Consider the following 18,646-nt stretch of genomic DNA (forward strand, 5'->3'; position numbering starts at 1 on the left):
TGATGACGCGATGACCCGTCCCTACGCGCCAGGCTATCGCATCCCGACCGACCTGCTGCTCAAGGCCTACGCCTCGGGCGTTTTTCCGATGGCCGAAAGCGCCACCGATCCCGAAGTGTTCTGGGTACGGCCGGAAACCCGCGGCATCATCCCGCTCGATGGTTTCCATGCGCCCAAGAGCCTGAGGAAGGTGATCCGCAAAAACCTGTTCGACATCCGTTTCGATTTCGACTTCGAGGCGACCATCGACGGCTGCGCCGAGAGGCGCGAGGAACGCCGGTCGACCTGGATCAATGCACCGATCCGCGAAGCCTATGTCGAGCTCCATCGGATGGGCCATTGCCATTCGGTCGAAGCCTGGCGCGAGGGTCGGCTCGTTGGTGGCCTCTACGGCGTATCGCTCGGCCGGGTGTTCTTCGGCGAAAGCATGTTCGCCAGGGAAACGGATGCGTCGAAGGTCTGCCTGGTGCATCTGGTCGAGCGCCTGAAGGAACGGCGCTTCGCGCTGCTCGACACGCAATTCACCACCGAGCACCTGAAACGCTTCGGCGCGGTCGACGTGCCGAGAGGCAGATACGAAAAGATGTTGGCTGACGCGCTTAAAGGCGAAGCGATCTTTTTTCCCTGATCTGCGCCGGGTCAGCTTTTTGCAGCAGACTCAAGAGGCGTCTGCGCGTGAAACATCATTTTCCAGCCATCGGCGCGATGGACATAGCCGCTGCTGACCAGCGCCGCATAAGGCTCGCCATTGTCGCGAATGGCATGGGCCTCATAGGTTAGCATGACAATGTCGCTGCCCGGCTCGATGATGCCCTTGAGCTCGATATCGAGATCGCGCCAGCGGTTCGGGTCCGTCGCGGTTTCGGCCAGATCGGCGTTGCTCATCGCCTGCGCCATCTGAGGGAAAGCCACCAGGCATTCGGTGTCGGCATTGGCTTTGAAAAAGGCAGCGTCGCCCGTCCAGAACCCTTTTTCGAGCTCGAGAAGCTCGCCTTTGTTGGCCATCATGGGGACATCCTCCGTACCGTCAGCCATGACCAACGCACTGACAACAGGGCGGTTCCGGAACACTCAGCGTGAGATTCCGAACAGGCGATCCCATGCGCCTGACGTTCTAATTGGCCTTGGCCGCCTCAGGCGCCGGCACATCCGACTTCTGTTTGCATGCCTTCAGCCAGACATCGTAGACGGCGTGCTCGACGGCATTGAGGCCGGGGCTTTCGGCAAACATCCAGCCGGTGAAGATGCGGCGGATTTTCCGGTCCAGCGTGATCTCGTCGACCTCGACGAAGGAATCGGTCTTCGGCTCTTCGGTTTGCGGCCGGGAATAGCAGATGCGCGGCGTCACCTGCAAAGCACCGAACTGCACCGTCTCGTCGATATAGACATCGAAGGTGATGATGCGGCCGGTGATCTTGTCGATGCCGGCGAATTCGGCGACGGGATTGGTGATGCGTTCCGGTGCCGCTGGTGCCACCGGCGCCTCCGATGCCTCAGGTGCCGCTGGCGTCTCCCATGCCTCAGGTGCCGCTGGGGCCTCCCATGCCTCAGGTGCCGCTGGCGTCTCCCATGCCTCAGGTGCCGCTGGCGTCTCCCATACCTCAGGTGCCGCTGGCGCCTCCTGCGCCTGTGCAACGGCCATGCTGCAAGCGGCAAAAGCGGCGGCCGCCGTCAGTCCGCCTATCGAGATTCGGCTGAAAATGCTCATGCAAGGGTCCGGTGGTTTGCGCCCGGGCGATTCTGTCGCGCCCAAGGCTAGTCGCTGCTGTCAGATCGGCAAGCAACTAAACGCCAATTGTGGCGATAAAGGACCGATCCGCACCTTGATGAGCGGCGGTTACGATCCCGGCGTCCAGGCGTCGTAATCGCCCGTCACCTGAGGGCGGTGCTGATTGGTCAGCACGGATCCCTTGGGGCGATAGGCGGCGGCACTTCCGGTGAGGTTCGGCTGATGCGGCTTTTGCCACTCGCGTGGCTTGTAATTGTCGCTCGGCGGCGCTGCATCGACGCGATGATGCATCCAGCCATGCCAGCCCGGCGGGATCTCCGAGGCTTCCGAATAGTTATGATAGATGACCCAGCGGCGGGTGCGGCCTTCCGAATCGGTACCGCCTTCGTAATAAACGTTGCCAGCCTCGTCCTGCCCGACCTTCTTGCCATGCCGCCAGGTGTGGAAGCGCGTTCCCAGCGTCTGGCTGTTCCACCATGTGAAAAACTGCAGAAGGAAAGTTTTCATCCAAGTCCTCGCGGCAAGTCCTCTTGGCAGCCCTCGCGGCAAGTCTCGCCCGACGGCAGCGGCGGCGCCTGTTTCCTGCTTATGGCGTCAGCCTATGGCGAAGGCAAGGGTTTTGCCGCAAGTGCCGCGCAGATGCTGATGGTAAACTGCTGCAAAGCCTTCACGTTCGCGGGGGGCGCAAGCCTTGCCAAGGCTGCCTCGTCTTTCTAAAGCTCTGCTCGCCCGGTGCTGTATCCAGCCTGGTGACGGTTGAGGGAGGTAAAGATGGCCGCGGACGCATCCAACCCCGAACTGCGGATCAGCGCCGGCTCCATTCATCTGCGCAAGGGCGGCGTGCCGATCGTCTGCCTCACCGCCTACACTTATCCGGTCGCCCGCCTGCTCGACGACCATGTCGACCTGCTTCTGGTCGGTGACAGCGTCGCCATGGTCCTGCATGGCCACAAGACCACGCTCGGCGCCTCGCTGGAGATGATGATCGCCCATGGCCAGGCGGTGATGCGGGGCTCCGCCAGGGCCTGCGTTGTGGTCGACATGCCGGCCGGCAGCTATGAGGATTCGCCGCGCCAGGCCCTTGCCGCGGCGCGGCGAATCGTCGAGGAGACCGGCTGCCAGGCCGTCAAGCTGGAGGGCGGCGTCGCTGTTGCCCGGCAGATCGCAGCGATCGTCGCTGCCGGCATTCCGGTCATGGGGCATATCGGCCTCCAGCCGCAATCGGTGGAAAGCGACGGCGGCTACAGGATCAAGGGCCGGACGCAGGAGAACGTGGCAGTTCTTTTTCGCGACGCGGACGCTGTCGAAAAGGCCGGCGCGTTTTCGGTGGTCATCGAAGGCACCGTCGAGACCGTCGCCGCCGACCTCACCCGGCACATGTCCATTCCAACCATCGGCATCGGCGCTAGCGGCGACTGCGACGGCCAGATCCTGGTCATCGACGATATGGTCGGCCTGACCGTCGACCGCGTACCGAAATTCGTCAAGCAATATGCCGACCTGCGCAGCGTCATCTCGCATGCCGCCGCGAGCTATGCGGCGGAGGTGCGAAGCCGGACGTTTCCCGGTCCGGACCATGTCTTTTCCGCCGTAGCCGACAAGAGCAACGCAGGGAACAAGGCGTGAGCCGGCCGCTCGTCGTCGACAGTGTAGCCGCTCTTCGCGCGCAAATCCGCGACTGGCGTCGCGATGGCCTCGGCGTTGCGATGGTGCCGACCATGGGTGCGCTGCATGACGGCCATATCTCGCTGGTCAGGATCGCGCTCGAAAAGGCCGATCGCTGCGTTGTTTCGATCTTCGTCAACCCGACGCAGTTCGCGCCGAGCGAGGACCTCGACAAATATCCGCGCCAGCTCGCCCGCGATCTCGACCGGCTGGCCGAGGCAGGCTCGCAGCTCGTCTTCACCCCTGACGCGGCGGAGATGTATCCTGCCGGCTTCGCCACGAGGATTTCGGTCGGCGGGCCAGCCGCCGGGTTGGAATCGGATTTCCGGCCGACCTTCTTCGACGGCGTCGCGACAGTCGTGGCGAAGCTCTTCCTGCAGGCATCGCCCGACCATGCGGTCTTCGGTGAAAAGGACTACCAGCAGCTTTGCGTCGTCAGGCAGCTCTGCCGCGACCTCGATCTGCCGGTGGAAATCATCGGCGCGCCAACTGTACGCGACGCGCATGGCCTCGCCATGTCGTCACGCAACGCCTATCTCGGCGAAGCCGAGCTCGAGGTGGCGCGTCAGCTCAACGTCACTTTGCGCCGGGCGGCGGCGGCACTTGCGGCGGGCAGCGACGAAGGCAGCACAACCGCCGAGGCCAGCCGCGCGCTCCTCAAGGCTGGCTTCGATAAAGTCGACTATATCGCCGCGCGCCAGAGCGTGACGCTCGCCCCATGGCAGCGAAACCGCGACGGACGCCTGCTCGCGGCCGCCTGGCTGGGCAAGACCAGGCTGATCGACAATGTGGAAGTTCCCTCCACTTAAAGCGCGTCTCAAGGCACGACGCGCCTGGAGTCTTGCAGGCGTCGGCCGCATCATCCGGCCGACACCTAGCCGATCGCCTTCTCGAAAATCAGCGCCGACAGCCCTGAGCCGCCGCCGCAGTCGGCGGTGTTACCGGCGGGTAAAAACCCTTTCGAGCGATAGAAGGCGATGGCCGCAGCGTTTGCCTCTTCCACTTCGACACGCAGCGTCCGCGCCTCCGGAAAGCTGGCCTCGACCTCTTCCAGCAATGCCTGGCCGATCCCTTGCCTCTGGCTGACCGGATGCACGTAGAGCTGGTTCAGCATGACGATCTTGGCATCCGTGGTGGCTGCGGCGAAAGCCATGCCGCCGAGGCGCTTGCCGTCATCCGCGACCAGGAATTCGGAATTCGGCCGTGCCAGCCGCGCCTTGAGCGAGGCGATCGAATGCCATTCGTCAGTGATCTCGGTGACTTTGGCGGCACCATAGATGCTGTCGTAGGTGGCGTGCCAGGTTTCAATCAGCAGCGCGCGGACCGCGGCAAGATCGCGCTCGCCGGCGGTGCGGACGAACATCATCCTATTCGATCCCGAGCTTGGCCTTGACGATGTCGTTGACCGCCTGCGGGTTGGCCTTGCCGCCGGTCGCCTTCATCACCTGGCCGACGAACCAACCGGCCATGGTCGGCTTGGCACGCGCCTGCTCGACCTTGTCCGGGTTGGCTGATATCACCTCGTCGACCGCCTTCTCGATGGCGCCGGTGTCGGTGACCTGCTTCATGCCGCGGCTTTCGACCAGCTGGCGCGGATCGCCACCCTCGTTCCAGACGATCTCGAACAAATCCTTGGCAATCTTGCCGGAGATGGTGCCCTGCTTGATCAGGTCGATGACCGCGCCGAGCTGATCGGGCGAAACGGGAGCATTTTCAATATCTTTGCCGGCCTTGTTCAGAGCGCCCAGCAGATCGTTGATGACCCAGTTGGCGGCCAGCTTGCCGTCGCGACCAGCGGCCACCTTCTCGAAATAGTCGGCGATCGCCTTTTCCGACACCAGGATCGAGGCGTCGTAGGTCGACAGGCCGAGCGAGGAGATCAGCCGCGCCTTCTTGTCGTCGGGCAGTTCAGGCAGATCCTTCGCCAGCGCGTCGACATAGGCCTGGTCGAATTCCAGCGGCAGGAGGTCCGGATCCGGGAAATAGCGGTAGTCGTGCGCTTCTTCCTTGGAGCGCATCGAGCGCGTCTCGCCCTTGTTGGGGTCGAACAGCCGCGTTTCCTGGTCGATCTTGCCGCCGTCCTCCAGAATGGCGATCTGCCGGCGCGCCTCGTAGTCGATGGCCTGGCCGATGAAGCGGATCGAGTTGACGTTCTTGATCTCGCAGCGCGTGCCGAATTCGCCACCGGGCCTGCGCACCGAGACGTTGACGTCGGCGCGCAACGACCCTTCGTCCATATTGCCGTCGCAAGTGCCGAGATAGCGCACGATGGTGCGCAGCTTGGTGACATAGGCCTTGGCTTCGTCGGCGGAGCGCATATCGGGCTTGGAGACGATCTCCATCAGCGCCACGCCGGAGCGGTTGAGGTCGACATAGGACATGGTCGGATGCTGGTCGTGCATCGACTTGCCGGCATCCTGTTCCAGATGCAGGCGCTCGATGCCGACCTCGATGTCCTCGAATTCGCCCTGCCGGTCAGGGCCGACCGAGACGATCACCTTGCCCTCGCCGACGATCGGCTGCTTGAACTGCGAGATCTGATAACCCTGCGGCAGATCGGGATAAAAGTAGTTCTTCCGGTCGAAGACCGACTTGTGGTTGATCTCGGCCTTCAGCCCGAGGCCGGTGCGGATCGCCTGCTTGACGCATTCCTCGTTGATGACCGGCAGCATGCCCGGCATCGCCGCATCGACCAGGCTGACATTGGCGTTGGGTGCGGCGCCGAAAGCCGTCGAGGCGCCGGAGAACAGCTTTGCCTGCGAGGTCACCTGTGCGTGGACCTCGAGGCCGATGATGATTTCCCAGTCGCCGGTGGCGCCTGATATCAGGCGTTTGGCGTCGGGCGTGCGGGTGTCGATGATGGTCATGGCGATCCAGATAGTTGTTGTTCAAATTGTCTGGCGTTGTCGGCCGACAAAATCAAGCGTTCGCTAGATCAATCGGCCGGAACTGGCAAGGGAGCCCCTGTTGACCGAGATCCCTCCCTGTTGACCGAGATCAATGTCACCGACCCCCGACATGGCAATGATTGTCGGGGAGGCAGGAGTGACCGACATGAGTTTTCTCGACTATTTGATTTCAGTCGACACAAGAACCGCATTGATGGGTCGCATGATGCAGAAGCTGGGCGTCGACCGGCAATTGAAAGCCGTGCCCGACCACGCAGCCGTCACCAGCCGCGCCGTCGACCGCTGCCGTTCGTGCGGCCATCAGGACGAATGCGCGGTTTGGCTCGACGAAAACGAGCAGCCGAACGATCCGCCGGACTATTGCCGCAACCGTGACCTGATCGCACGGCTGCAAAATGCGGCCGGCCTGCGCTAAAGCATGTCGCCCAAAAGCATGGCCTAGGTCTTGAACCGAGGCCGCGCAGCGGTTTTGGGATAACGAATGCATGGAAAGAACTCAAAGCGCGTCGCATGGATCCCTTCGGACGCGACGCGCTTCAGACCGGCCGGCTGAAGAACAGGCCGTCAGGCCGTCGCGATATAGGCCCTGATCTCCGCGGCCTCGCGCTCGACATCCTCGATGCGCCGCTTGACCACATCGCCTATGGACACGATACCGTCGAGCAGGCCGTCCTTTTCCACCGGCAGATGGCGGAAACGGCCACTGGTCATGATCTCCATGACCTCGTTGACGGTGTGGTTCTCATTGCAGATCTTCACCTTGGGCGTCATTGCCGAACGCACCGCGATATCCAGGGCGGCGCCACCTTCCCTGGCGAGGACCCGCACGACATCGCGCTCGGAAAGAATGCCGACGATCTTGTGATCGCCATTGGTGATGACCAGCGCGCCGATCCTGTGTTCGGCAAGGATGCGAATGGCCTCGCTCAGCTTTTCGTTCGGCCCGAGCGTCAGCACGTCATGGCCTTTTTGCTCGAGAATTGCCTTAACAGTCATGGCGTCCTCCACAGTCTTACTTGCCGGTTCCTGCCCTGACCGGCTTAGCGCCTGACATCGTGCGCCGCGATCGATCGCATTTCAAGTGCGGCGCCTCAACGAGCATCGCATGTCGTTGTCCCAAAACCGCTGCGCACCCACGGGTCAAGCCCGAGGGCATGCTTTTGGGCGGCAATGCTTCAGGCCATGGACTCGTCCGCCTGCTGCCGCCGATCGAAAGCGCGCAGGCCGAAGAAGCCGGCGACGAAACCGCCAATATGGGCCTCCCAGGCGATCTGACTGTCCATGCCGGGCGCGAAGGCAATGAGGCCGGTGACGAGATTGATCACCATCCAGATGGCGAGAAAGGTCACAACGCCGCGCGAGCGGAACACTGCCGCCATCGGAAGCGGCGCGCCGGCGAAGGCGGCTTTGCCCGACGAGCGGCCGATACGGAAGCCAAAACGGGCGGCTGCCCCCATCATGCCGGAAATCGCACCCGATGCGCCGACCAGCGGCGTCTGGCCGAGCGGATGCACGGCCCAGAACAGCACCACCGCCGCGAGCCCTGTCGCCGCAAAGAACAGGCTGAAACGAAGCGCGCCAAAGCGGTTCGCCAGCGGTGAGCCGAAAGCCGCCAGCCACACCATGTTGATGGCGAGATGGGCAAAGCCGCCATGCAGGAAAGCATAGGTGAAGGGGCTCGAAAACGCATAGAAATCGAGATCGAAGCGACCGGAATAGCGGATCGGAATGAAGGCGGTCCGGATCAGCAGCGAGAAGTCCTGGTCGTCGGTGAGCCCATAGACCCGGATCAGGTGAACGACGGCGCAGATGCCTATCACCGCCAGTACGACGGGTGGCAGGTTGAACACCGGCTCGCGGCGCCGTTGCGGCTCTCGGCCGACAGGACCGCCCTCGCCCCGCTCGATTTCCGATGGGCTTGCTGGTTCGCTCATATGCCTCGCGCTCGGCCGCTGGATTCGACTTCGCGAGCATGTAGGCCATGGCCGACCGAATCACAAACAGCGAGTCGCCCCGCAAATCAAAACTGGGCGCGAATCATAACTGGGCGCGAATCAAAAAAAAGCCGTCCAAGGTTTTCCTTGGACGGCTGGTCGAGCACCCTGCTCCCCAAACTCTTGACTGAACTGCTGCCGATCGCCGCGAAACGACCGCTTCTGGAGTGGTTTTAGCGTGCCACGCGCTTGGGCGGGGCGCAACGTAAACCACTTGTTAACCTTAACGCCCCCGACCCGTGAACAAGTGTTAACGATGCTGGCACGCATCCTGCTCCGCAACGCATGTAGGTCCTCGGAGGGCGCCCTTCTGTTCACCGATGGGACATCAGACGACAGATTGCGCGGAGCAGCATAGCATGAACCAGAACGGATCGATCACGCTGTTCCATTATTGGAACCGACTGCGTGACGGGCGCCCTGCCCCGAAGCGTTCGGAAGTCGAACCGGCCGACATCAAGTCGCTGTTGGCCGACACGTTCATCCTGGAAAAGGATACGCGCGGAGAAGCGGTTTTCCGGCTCGCCGGCACCAGGCTCTGCGCGGTCTATGGCCGCGAGCTCAAGGGATTTTCCTTCCCTTCGCTGTGGCGCGAGAGGGACCAGCGGCTTGTCTCGCGGCTGATCCACGGCGTCCTGGACCAGAAATCCGTGGTGATCATCACCTATGAAGGCTTCAGCCGCAGCAATCGCTCCAGCAAGTTCGAACTGCTCGCCCTGCCGCTCGACGGCGGAGTCGAAAATCCGCGCTGCCTCGGCGTGATAAGCGCCGCGGAAAAACCCTTCTGGCTGGGTGCGGATCCGATCGTCGACGCCTTGATCGATTCGATCCGCGCCGTCGATCCGGAGAAGGAGCCGATGTTTCTAAAGACCCGGCCGGCCATCGACGTTCCCTCGCTTGTCCCGTCGGAACTCGATCCACCTGAAACGATTTCGGCGCTTGGCCACGCGCGCCGCATCCGCCATCTGGTCGTGTTCGACGGCGGGCGCGAGGAATAATCGCGAACCCTAAAGTAACGGTGGCGGGCTTTTCCCTTTGTTAACTTGCTTTGCTGTAACTTTCTGACGAAGTTCCTCGCATCAACGCGCGGGATGCCAAACGGGGTGTAGGCAGTCATGAGGTCAGCGGCGGTCGACACCGCGCCGTCTCGAGCTGAAAGGCGCAACTTTCAGCGCGTCCGCGTGAAGATCTACGGACGCTTCATGCTGGAGGATCGCTCCGAACATCCGTGCCAGGTGGTCGACATGTCTCCGGGCAATGTTGCACTTCGCACCGAGCGCATCGGTATGCCGGGCGAGAAAATCATCGCCTATATCGACCACATCGGCCGCATCGAGGGCGTCGTCACCCGTATCCTGCAAGACGGTTTCGCGATGACTGTCATCGCGTCGGAACGCAAGAAGGACAAGCTTGCCGCGCAATTGACCTGGCTTGCCAACAAGCACGAGCTCGATCTGCCGGAGGACCGCCGTCACGAACGCGTGGCGCCGCGCAATCCGAGCAGCGTGCTTCAGCTCGCCGACGGGCGCCAGTACCAGTGCCGCATCATCGACCTGTCGCTTTCGGGCGCGGCGGTCGAGATCGACGTCAAGCCGGCAATCGGCGTCCAGGTCATGCTGGGCACCATGCGCGGCCAGGTGGTGCGCCATTTCGAGGAAGGCGTCGCCATCGAGTTCGCCGTCATCCAGCGGCCGGAGACACTCGATTCCGAATTCAACGCACCCGGCGCCTGACAAACGACATTGTCGCAATCGAAACGGCCCGTTTCGACAGGCAATCGCAGCCCTGCCCATTTCATTTCGGCCGGCTTTCTGGCGACCCGCCCCGCGAATGCGGCTTCGCGAAAAGGCGCCTCAACAATTGTATACTGAAATGATTCAAATTTTATGTTTATTCTATAGGCGTTTTACTTAATATCTACTTCGCGCTTTTGCGTCGAATAAATCCAATCGTGTCATTCTCTCCTCAAACGGGGAGACTGGACGATGACGAAAACGAGGGGCAAGCTGTTGCTCTTGGCAATGGCGATGCAGTTTTTCGCCGTGGGGACGACAAACGCAGCGGGACCCGCCTTCATGCATACCGGCAGCCGCACCACACAGCCGGTCGGTCATTACGAGCTCTGCCAGCAGATCCCGCGGGAATGCAATGAGCGGACGCCGAAGCAGGCGCCGGTCGAGCTGACCCGCAAGCTGTGGGCGAAGATCGTGAGCATCAACAATTCGATCAACAGCAAGATCGCGCCGCGCACCGACATGGAACTGTCGGGCAAGGAGGAAGTCTGGTCCTATCCCAGCAGCGGATTCGGCGACTGCGAGGACTATGCGCTGGCGAAGCGCCGCGCGTTGATGAGGATCGGCATTCCCGCCGGCGACCTGCTGATGACGGTTGCGCGCCAGCGCAACGGAGACGGCCACGCGGTGCTGACCGTGCGTACCAGCCTTGGAGAGTTCATCCTCGACAACCTGGAGTCCAAGGTGCTGCCCTGGACCGACACCGATTACACCTACCTGAAGCGCCAATCGAGCCAGAATTCGGGCGCTTGGGTCACGATCAACGACGGCCGCTCCGGCGCGGTCGCCAGCGTCCGCTAGGGACGCGACGAAAAACCCGGTCGAGTCCCCACCCTCCCCGTCCCAACGACCGGGTTTAGGAGCCGGCCCCGTCCCCGGGCCGGCTCCACCGTTTCAAACGCCTGGCCCTGGCTGCCAACCTTACGCCGATTTAATGTGCAAGAGAGCGGGAGAATTGCCATAAAGCCATGATATCGACGAGGCACCCTAAGTGTTGGATCGTGCCGTCGCGTCTACTTTACCTAGGGAACGGTAGACGGAGGTTCTTTTGCCAACCGGAGTGCCGATGGCCGCCTGGAAGCAGATCGTTTTTGCGCTTGTGATCCTCGTCGCGGCCGCGGCCGCCTGGGTTCGCTTCTTTCCAGGCGCGCCGGATGTGCTGGCGCGCTGGGGGATCGACTGGGTTTATGCCGCGACGCCTCCGACGGGTGCCGTCGACAAGGCCGGGCAAGCAGGGGGCCGCGGCGGCTCCGGCCAGCAGGTGAGGGTCGTCGCATTGCCTGCGGCCTCGGCCACCATCAACGATCGCCTGCAGGCGATCGGCACCGGCCGCGCCAACGCCTCGGTGACGGTCAATCCCTACAGTACCGGCCGTCTCATCGAGTTCCTGGTCGAGTCCGGCGCCCGTGTCGAAAAAGGACAGGTGATCGCAACCCTCGATTCCGACACGGAGGAGATCGCACAGGACCGCGCCAAGGTCGCCTTGCAGGACGCGCAAGCCAAGCTCGACCGGGTCAAATCGCTGCGGGCTTCCAACGCCGCGACAGCAGTCGCGGTTGCCGATGCCGAAGTGGTGCTGGCCAATGCCAGGCTGGCGCTTCGCGACGCGGAACTGGCCTTGCAGCGACGCTCGATCGTCGCGCCGATCGCCGGCGTCGTCGGCATCCTCCCGATCGCCGCCGGCAACTATGTGACCAGCCAGTCGGCGGTCGCCACGCTCGATGACCGCTCCAGCATACTGGTCGAATTCTGGGTGCCGGAACGCTTCGCCGCCGCCGTCAAGGTCGGCGCGCAACTGTCGGCGACACCGATCGCCAATCCCAACAAAGCCTATACCGGCACGGTTTCCGCCATCGATAATCACATCGACGAAGCCAGCCGTACCCTTCTGGTGAAGGCAAAGATCGCCAATCCAGCCGATTCGCTGCGTGCCGGCATGTCCTTCCAGATCACCATGAAGTTCCCCGGCGACAGCTATCCGGCGGTCAGTCCGCTGGCGATCCAGTGGGGTTCGGACGGTGCCTATGTCTGGGCCATCGTGGGCGGCAAGGCCAAGCGGGTGGCCGTGCGCATCATCCAGCGCAACACCGAGACCGTGCTGATCGACGCCCCGATCGTCAGCGGCGACATGGTGGTGACCGAAGGCACCCAGAGCGTCAGTGAAGGCGGCGAGGTCCGCATCGCCGGCGAAGAACAGCGCGCCGCGGACGCCGACGGCTGATGACCACAACCAACAACGCCGCCAGCGACACAGGCTTCACCGCCCTGTTCATCCGCAGGCCGGTGATGGCCTTTGTCCTGAATACTCTGATCGCGGTTGCCGGCCTTGCCGCCTTCTACGGTGTCGAGGTTCGCGAACTGCCTGATGTCGACCGCGCCGTCATCACCGTTTCCACGACCTTCGACGGCGCTGCTGCCGAAACCGTCGATCGCGAGCTGACCGACACGATCGAGGGAGCAGTCGCCCGTGTCTCCGGCGTCAAGTCGATCTCGTCCACTTCGTCCTTCGGCTCGAACCGCGTCACCATCGAGTTCAACGACGGCGTCGACCTCGACGTCGCCGCCTCCGATGTGCGCGATGCCGTCGGCCGCGTCGCCGACCAGATGCCGGACGCGGCGGATGCGCCACGAATCGTCAAGGCCGATGCCAATTCCGACCCGGTGATGCGGCTGGCCGTCACGTCCGACACCATGCCGGTGCAGGACATGACGGTGCTGGTCCAGGACCAGGTCGAGGACACGCTTGCCGCCGTGCCTGGCGTTGCCGACGTCCAGGTCTATGGCGACCGCGACAAGATCTTCCGCATCGATGTCGACCAGAACAAGCTCGCCAGCCTGGGCTTCACCGTCGCCGACCTCAGGGCGGCGCTGGCCTCGGTCGCCTTCGACTCCCCGGCGGGCTCGATCACCTCGACCAACCAGGATCTCATCGTGCGCACGACGGCGGACGTGACCACGCCGGAGGAGTTCGAAAACCTCATCATCGGCGGCACGACGCGCATCCGCGACGTCGCCACCGTCACGCTCGGTCCCGACATCGGCCAGACCTCGCTGCGGTCGAACGGCAAGAACGGCATCGGTCTCGGCATCATCCGCCAGGCGGAATCAAACACGCTGGATATTTCGACCGGCGTGAGAGCCGCTGTCGACAAGCTGCAGGCGGACCTGCCCCTGGGCATGTCGATCAAGGTTACCAGCGACGATGCGGTCTTCGTCAACGGTGCGGTGCATGAGGTCGAGATCGCGCTCGGTCTGTCCGTTTCCATCGTGCTGATCGTCATCTACGTCTTTCTCCTCGACTGGCGCGCAACGCTCATTCCGGGACTTGCTATGCCGGTCGCCATGATCGGGACGATCGCGGCGATCTATCTCGCCGGCTTCTCGGTCAACATATTGACGCTGCTCGCTTTGGTGCTGGCGACGGGCCTGGTCGTCGACGACGCCATCGTCGTCCTGGAAAACATCGTGCGACGGCGCAACGAAGGCATGGGACCGCGCGCAGCAGCCGTGCTTGGCGCCCAGGAAGTGTTCTTCGCCGTCATCGCCACGACGCTGACGCTGGTCGCCGTCTTCGTGCCGATCTCCTTCCTGCCGGGCCAGACCGGCGGCCTGTTCCGCGAATTCGGCTTCGTGCTCGCGATATCGGTGCTTCTGTCCGCCGTCGTGGCGCTGACCCTTTGTCCGATGCTTGCCTCGCGCATGCTGTCGGCCGCGCCGCTCCACCACGAAGGCGGCAATGGCGTCGGCGCCCGCATCGGCGGCGCGCTGAACACGCTCTATCGGCGCTGCCTGCGCATCTGCCTCGACGCGCCGTGGGTCGTGCTTCTGGTCGCGGCGCTGTTTGCAGCCACCGCCTTCACGCTCTTCGGTACGATCCGCCAGGAATTGACGCCGACCGAGGACCGTGCCGTCGTGCTCATGCGCGTCGACGCACCGCAAGGCGTCAGCCTCGACTACACGGCCGAGCAGATGCAGAAGATCGAAAGGCTGATCCAGCCGCTGCGCGATTCCGGGGAAATCCGCAACACGTTCGAGAGCGCCGGCCGGAACGGCGCCTACAATGCCGGCTTCATGGTGATGACGCTGGCGCCATGGGACGAGCGCGCCCGCAGCCAGCAGCAGATCATGGCCGACATCCGCCGGCTCACCGGGCAGGTGCCGAGCGTGCGCGTCTTCCCGATTCAGCCCAACAGCCTCGGTATTCGCGGCGCCGGCAACGGCCTGCAGTTCGCGCTTGTCGGCAACGATCGCAAGGCGCTCGGCGATGCCGCGGGGAAGATCATCGCCGAGATGCAGAAGGAGCCCCGCTTCCAGTCGCCCCGGCTCTCCGTCGACCCGACGCAACCCCAGCTTGCCGTGGCCATCGACCGCGAGCGCGCTTCCGATCTCGGCATCGACATCACCGGGCTTGCCGACACCTTGCAGGCCATGCTCGACGGAAATGATGTCGTCGACGTCTATATCGCGGACCGCAGCTACGGGGTGAAGCTCGTCTCGACGACCAACCCGATCAACGATCCGACCGACCTGGAGAACATCTTCCTGAAGACGGCGGACGGCCGCTTCGTGCCGATGTCGACCATCGCCACCTTGACCGAGCGCGCCGTGCCGCCCTCGCTGACCCGCGAGCAGCAACAGCCTTCGGTGGCGATCACCTCCAACCTGGGCGGCGATTTCGCGCTCGGCCAGGCACTCACCCGCGCCGAGGCAATCGCCACGCCGCTCCTGCCGCCGGGCAGCCGCATCGTGCCCTTGGCCGAAGCGGCCACGCTGGGCGAGACCAACAGCGCCATGATCGCCGTCTTCGGCTTCGCGCTGGTCATCATCCTTCTGGTGCTCGCCGCCCAGTTCGAGAGCTTCGTCAGCGCCGTCATCATCATGGCGACGGTGCCGCTCGGCCTCGCTTGCGCGGTCTTTGCCCTTTTGCTCAGCGGCACCAGCCTCAACGCCTACAGCCAGATTGGCCTGGTGCTGCTGGTCGGCGTCATGGCCAAGAACGGCATCCTGATCGTCGAGTTCGCCAATCAGTTGCGCGACCGCGGGCTCGGCGTGCGCGAGGCGATCGAGCAAGCCTCCACCATCCGGCTGCGGCCGGTTATGATGACCATGATCTGCACCGTGCTTGGCGGCGTGCCGCTGGTGCTGGCGAGCGGCGCCGGCGCCGAGGCGCGCATCGCGCTCGGCTGGGTGATCGTCGGCGGGCTGGGGCTGGCCACCGTCTCGACGTTGTTCCTGACGCCGGTCGCCTATCTCTTGCTCGGTCGCTTCGTGACGCCGAAGGTGGAAGAGGCATCACGGTTGAAGCGCGAGCTCGAGGAAGCCGCCTACACCAATGTCGAGCCGGCGGAGTAAGTTCGGTCCGCAGCGTACCCGGCACAGGGCAATCGCTTTCAGCTTTAGTGGCCCCTCGTTCCGGGCGTTGCGCTGACTTCAACAAATTGATCTCCAATACAATTGGGCACTATCTTTTGTCTGGAGCGATTGCCCTAACCACGGCACTTTACCCGTGGCAAGGATGATCGTAATTCGGGCAGCCTTCTCAATGCGAGGCCGTTCGCCCGGACCAAGGCAAGGGCGCGCAGATAGGCGCGGAGGAGTTGCAATGAGCTATCTGGACGAGCTGTTTTCGGTGGCCGGCAAGACCGCGCTGGTGACCGGCGCTGCAACCGGCATCGGCCGCATGGCGGCGACAGCATTGGTCAGGGCCGGCGCCACCGTGATGATCGCCTCGCGCAAGGGCGAGGATTGCATCAGGGTCGCCAGCGAATTGAATGGCCTCGGCGGCTCCGGCCGGGCGGAAGGATTTGCCGGCGATGTCTCCAGCGAGGCTGGTATCGCGGCACTCGTCGCCGAGGTCAAGGCGCGGACGGAGCGGCTGAACATCCTGGTCAACAATGCCGGCGTGTCCTGGGGCGCGCCGCTGGAAAGCTTCCCCTACCACGCCTGGGCCAAGGTGTTCGGCGTCAACGTCACCGCCGTCTTCCACCTGACGCGCGAGCTTCTGCCGCTGCTAGATGCCGCCGCCAGCGACGAAGACCCGGCAAGGGTGATCAATCTGGGCTCGGTGATGGGCACCCAGCCGCTCGCCGACGACGCCTATTCCTACTCTGCTTCGAAGGCCGCGGTTCACCATCTGACGCGCACGCTGGCGATCGAGTTCGCCGCCCGCCGCATCACCGTCAACGCCTTTGCCCCCGGCCCTTTCCAGAGTCGGATGACGGCTTTCGCCACCGCGACCGAGCAGCAGGCAAGACATGTCGGCGGTCATGTTCCGCTTCGCCGCATCGGCGCGCCGGATGACATTGCCGGCGCAACGCTCTATTTGTGCAGCCGTGCCGGCAGCTACGTCACCGGCGCCATCCTGCCGATCGATGGCGGGCAATCGGTGCAGCATGGGCTGACACTGTTCAAGGAATGAAACCGCTCGCGCTCCGGGCGGTCGAAATGGAGGACATCAGCGTGGAACCGATCAGTCTCGATGTGCTTCTGGCCAGCGTCGGCAAGGAAGTCGGCGTGTCGCCGTGGCGCGTGGTCTCGCAGCGCATGATCGACCAGTTCGCCGATGCCACCGACGACCACCAGTTCATCCATTGCGATCCGGAGCGCGCCAAGCGCGAGACGCCGTTCGGCGGCACCATCGCGCACGGCTTCCTGTCGCTGTCGCTGTTGTCGGCGATGACCTTCGAGACCATGCCGCCGCTCGAAAACAGCAAGATGGGCGTCAATCATGGCTTCGATTCGCTGCGCTTCCTCGCACCGGTGAAGACCGGCTCACGGATCCGCACCCGTTTCGTGCTGGCCGACGTCAAGGTCAGGCCGTCGGGCTGGGTGCAGACGGCGCATGACGTGACGATCGAGATCGAAGGCTCGAAAAAGCCGGCATTGACCGCGCGCTGGCTGACGCTGACGCTGATCGAACGCCAGCCGGAGGCGGCTTGATTGGCGCGAAATGGCAATGCGGTGAAAGTTGCTCGCTAGCCTTGCGGTGAGGCTGATCGAAGGAGAAGCAGGGCAGCACTGGTAACCCTGTTTGGGCGATCATCTTGTCCAATTCCGTACAGCGTATATAAATTAGCCAGCCACCAACCGAGACCGCCAACCACCAAAGGCAGGCGACAATTGCCGCTCAGCGTCCAGACACGCCGCGAGAAACAAAAGGCCGAACTGCGCTCCGAGCTTGTCGATGCGGCGCACAAGCTCGTGCAGGAGGAAGGCTATGAGGGCCTCACCATCCGCAAGCTGGCCAAGCGCGTCGGCTATGCGCCGATGTCGGTCTACTCCTATTTCGCCGACAAGCAGGACATCTTGTTCGCGCTGGCCGAGGATGCCTTCCAGACTTTGGCCAGGCGTATCGAGGACCACCCGGCCGGAGATCCGATAGAGGCGCTGAAGGTGGTCATGACCGAATACGCGGCCTTCGGCCTTGGCAATCCCAACGAATATCGCACGGTGTTCATGACCGAAAAGGTCAAGCCCCCGGAAGGCAAGACCTTCGCCGAGATGCAAGAGGGCAATCCGCTGATGAAGGTGCTGATCGAAAGGGTCGAGGCCTGTGTTGCCGCCGGCAAGCTCAAGGGCGATCCGCGCGCCATCGCCACCATGCTGTGGGCGGTCGGCCACGGCACGATCTCGCTGCTGATCACCTTTCCCTTCTACCCGTTCGGCGACCAGCAGGCTTTCGTGACGCGGATGTGCGACTTCGCGCTTGCCGCGCTGGCCACGCAGGACGTGCCGCCGCTGACGGAGGCGCCGGCCAATTGCTGCCCGTAAATCGACCTCCTGAACGAAGGGCGAGTGAATAAAGTCTCGGCCGTCATACTCTTGCGGCTCGCCTGCCTTTCCCGTCTTTCGAATCTCGGCATTTAAAAAAATTGTCGTACATGTACGATTCCTGCTTGAACTCCGCTTTCGCCGACCGTATTTGTACGTTGTGCCGTACATGTACGAATTCGCCGAAACCGGAGACAGACCATGAAAAGGACAATCCTCGCCCTCGCCGCCGTGCTGGCATTCTCGGGCGCGGCCTACGCCGCCCAGAACCAACCCGGCAAGCAGGCGCCGGCCGCGGCCTGCGCCGACGCCAGCGTCAAGCTCGACTGCGATGCGACCGGCTCGGTCGAAAAGGCAGGCGCGGCCAAGGGCTCGACTGAGAACAAGGGTCCGCGGCTCGGCATCGACATTGATCCGTGGATCGTGCCCAACACGTTTTGAGGTTCGAAAACAGATGGGCGGCAGGAAATCCTGCCCGCCCGTTTCGCGGCCCGGCCCGCTGGAGCTGATGGCAGCTACTTCCTGCGCTTCTTAAGTCCCGCCACCGTCTTGGCTTTGCCGGGTCTTGCGGGAGCGCCGGAAATGGAAGTCCCGGTGATCGACACCGGATCGCTGGCGGGAAACGTGTCCTCGAGCCCTTCCTCGAGTTCTTCTTCAACGTTCGGTTCGTCGTGTTGCTCGTGTTCGAAAGAACGCACGGCCGACGTCTTCTGGACCGGTGACTTCGGCGCGGATTTCGACGGCATCGATATTCTCCCTCGACTTGCTCCGGCAAACGGTCGAGCG

Annotated in this window: 21 protein-coding genes; 13 read left to right on the top strand and 8 right to left on the bottom strand. The window is 63.3% G+C overall.

Annotation, left to right across the window (positions count from 1 at the left end; translation table 11 throughout):
* Positions 1–10 precede the first annotated feature (10 nt).
* A complete protein-coding gene (gene aat, locus AC0NID_RS23525; protein WP_126042554.1) occupies positions 11–628 on the top strand; it encodes a leucyl/phenylalanyl-tRNA--protein transferase in 618 nt (205 codons plus the stop codon).
* A gap of 11 nt (positions 629–639) precedes the next feature.
* On the opposite strand, the gene AC0NID_RS23530 is transcribed toward aat, so the two are convergent.
* From AC0NID_RS23530 to AC0NID_RS23540, 3 genes are all read right to left on the bottom strand, one after another.
* Positions 640–1,035, bottom strand: a complete 396-nt coding sequence (locus AC0NID_RS23530) for a hypothetical protein (protein ID WP_473453334.1) — start codon at positions 1,033–1,035, stop codon at positions 640–642.
* A gap of 79 nt (positions 1,036–1,114) precedes the next feature.
* On the bottom strand, positions 1,115–1,708 hold the full coding sequence (locus tag AC0NID_RS23535) for a DUF2155 domain-containing protein (RefSeq protein WP_473453196.1): 594 nt from the start codon (positions 1,706–1,708) through the stop codon (positions 1,115–1,117).
* Positions 1,709–1,837: 129 nt separating this feature from the next.
* Positions 1,838–2,236 carry an NADH:ubiquinone oxidoreductase subunit NDUFA12 gene (locus AC0NID_RS23540; protein WP_473453194.1) on the bottom strand — a complete coding sequence of 133 codons (399 nt, stop codon included), beginning with the start codon at positions 2,234–2,236 and terminating at the stop codon, positions 1,838–1,840.
* A 264-nt stretch (positions 2,237–2,500) separates the two neighbouring features.
* On the opposite strand from AC0NID_RS23540, the gene panB reads away from it, so the two are divergent.
* On the top strand, positions 2,501–3,355 hold the full coding sequence (gene panB, locus AC0NID_RS23545; protein WP_473453192.1) for a 3-methyl-2-oxobutanoate hydroxymethyltransferase: 855 nt from the start codon (positions 2,501–2,503) through the stop codon (positions 3,353–3,355).
* Entirely contained in the window at positions 3,352–4,203 is an 852-nt protein-coding gene (gene panC / locus AC0NID_RS23550) for a pantoate--beta-alanine ligase (RefSeq protein ID WP_473453190.1), read from the top strand. The genes panB and panC overlap by 4 nt, the downstream gene beginning before the upstream one ends.
* Positions 4,204–4,268: 65 nt before the next feature.
* Here panC and AC0NID_RS23555 read toward each other — a convergent pair whose 3' ends face one another.
* Together AC0NID_RS23555 and gatB are read right to left on the bottom strand one after the other, a co-directional pair.
* Entirely contained in the window at positions 4,269–4,757 is a 489-nt protein-coding gene (locus tag AC0NID_RS23555) for a GNAT family N-acetyltransferase (RefSeq protein WP_473453332.1), read from the bottom strand.
* 4 nt (positions 4,758–4,761) lie between these two features.
* Positions 4,762–6,261, bottom strand: a complete 1,500-nt coding sequence (gatB, locus tag AC0NID_RS23560) for an Asp-tRNA(Asn)/Glu-tRNA(Gln) amidotransferase subunit GatB (protein WP_473453188.1) — start codon at positions 6,259–6,261, stop codon at positions 4,762–4,764.
* A 187-nt stretch (positions 6,262–6,448) separates the two neighbouring features.
* On the opposite strand from gatB, the gene AC0NID_RS23565 reads away from it, so the two are divergent.
* Entirely contained in the window at positions 6,449–6,718 is a 270-nt protein-coding gene (locus AC0NID_RS23565) for a DUF6455 family protein (protein ID WP_473453330.1), read from the top strand.
* A gap of 149 nt (positions 6,719–6,867) precedes the next feature.
* On the opposite strand, the gene AC0NID_RS23570 is transcribed toward AC0NID_RS23565, so the two are convergent.
* Both AC0NID_RS23570 and AC0NID_RS23575 read right to left on the bottom strand, forming a co-directional pair.
* The gene (locus AC0NID_RS23570; protein ID WP_236378248.1) at positions 6,868–7,299 is read right to left on the bottom strand and encodes a CBS domain-containing protein; all 432 of its coding nucleotides are present in this window, start codon (positions 7,297–7,299) and stop codon (positions 6,868–6,870) included.
* 179 nt (positions 7,300–7,478) lie between these two features.
* Positions 7,479–8,237 carry a rhomboid family intramembrane serine protease gene (locus tag AC0NID_RS23575; RefSeq protein ID WP_473453186.1) on the bottom strand — a complete coding sequence of 253 codons (759 nt, stop codon included), beginning with the start codon at positions 8,235–8,237 and terminating at the stop codon, positions 7,479–7,481.
* 419 nt (positions 8,238–8,656) lie between these two features.
* Here AC0NID_RS23575 and AC0NID_RS23580 point away from each other — a divergent pair, with 419 nt between their 5' ends.
* The 9 genes from AC0NID_RS23580 (at position 8,657) to AC0NID_RS23620 (ending at position 18,301) form a co-directional block, all read left to right on the top strand.
* Positions 8,657–9,295: a PAS domain-containing protein gene (locus tag AC0NID_RS23580; protein WP_473453184.1), complete on the top strand. Its 639-nt coding sequence runs from the start codon at positions 8,657–8,659 to the stop codon at positions 9,293–9,295.
* 117 nt (positions 9,296–9,412) lie between these two features.
* The gene (locus AC0NID_RS23585; RefSeq protein ID WP_473453182.1) at positions 9,413–10,030 is read left to right on the top strand and encodes a PilZ domain-containing protein; all 618 of its coding nucleotides are present in this window, start codon (positions 9,413–9,415) and stop codon (positions 10,028–10,030) included.
* Between the two features lie 252 nt (positions 10,031–10,282).
* Positions 10,283–10,891: a transglutaminase-like cysteine peptidase gene (locus AC0NID_RS23590; protein WP_473453180.1), complete on the top strand. Its 609-nt coding sequence runs from the start codon at positions 10,283–10,285 to the stop codon at positions 10,889–10,891.
* 265 nt (positions 10,892–11,156) lie between these two features.
* A complete protein-coding gene (locus tag AC0NID_RS23595) occupies positions 11,157–12,311 on the top strand; it encodes an efflux RND transporter periplasmic adaptor subunit (RefSeq protein WP_473453178.1) in 1,155 nt (384 codons plus the stop codon).
* Positions 12,311–15,442 (top strand): efflux RND transporter permease subunit, encoded by a 3,132-nt coding sequence (locus tag AC0NID_RS23600; RefSeq protein WP_473453176.1) that lies wholly within the window; start codon positions 12,311–12,313, stop codon positions 15,440–15,442. The genes AC0NID_RS23595 and AC0NID_RS23600 overlap by 1 nt, the downstream gene beginning before the upstream one ends.
* 250 nt (positions 15,443–15,692) lie before the next feature.
* Complete coding sequence (locus AC0NID_RS23605; RefSeq protein WP_473453175.1) at positions 15,693–16,508, top strand: SDR family oxidoreductase; 816 nt, start codon at positions 15,693–15,695, stop codon at positions 16,506–16,508.
* A 26-nt stretch (positions 16,509–16,534) separates the two neighbouring features.
* On the top strand, positions 16,535–17,029 hold the full coding sequence (locus AC0NID_RS23610) for a MaoC family dehydratase (RefSeq protein WP_280954153.1): 495 nt from the start codon (positions 16,535–16,537) through the stop codon (positions 17,027–17,029).
* Between the two features lie 180 nt (positions 17,030–17,209).
* Positions 17,210–17,860 carry a TetR/AcrR family transcriptional regulator gene (locus tag AC0NID_RS23615; RefSeq protein ID WP_473453173.1) on the top strand — a complete coding sequence of 217 codons (651 nt, stop codon included), beginning with the start codon at positions 17,210–17,212 and terminating at the stop codon, positions 17,858–17,860.
* A gap of 201 nt (positions 17,861–18,061) precedes the next feature.
* Positions 18,062–18,301 (top strand): DUF680 domain-containing protein, encoded by a 240-nt coding sequence (locus AC0NID_RS23620; protein ID WP_473453172.1) that lies wholly within the window; start codon positions 18,062–18,064, stop codon positions 18,299–18,301.
* A gap of 74 nt (positions 18,302–18,375) precedes the next feature.
* Here AC0NID_RS23620 and AC0NID_RS23625 read toward each other — a convergent pair whose 3' ends face one another.
* On the bottom strand, positions 18,376–18,606 hold the full coding sequence (locus AC0NID_RS23625; RefSeq protein ID WP_473453170.1) for a hypothetical protein: 231 nt from the start codon (positions 18,604–18,606) through the stop codon (positions 18,376–18,378).
* Between the last annotated feature and the right edge of the window lie 40 nt (positions 18,607–18,646).

The organism is Mesorhizobium sp. WSM4821 (genome assembly GCF_055901555.1).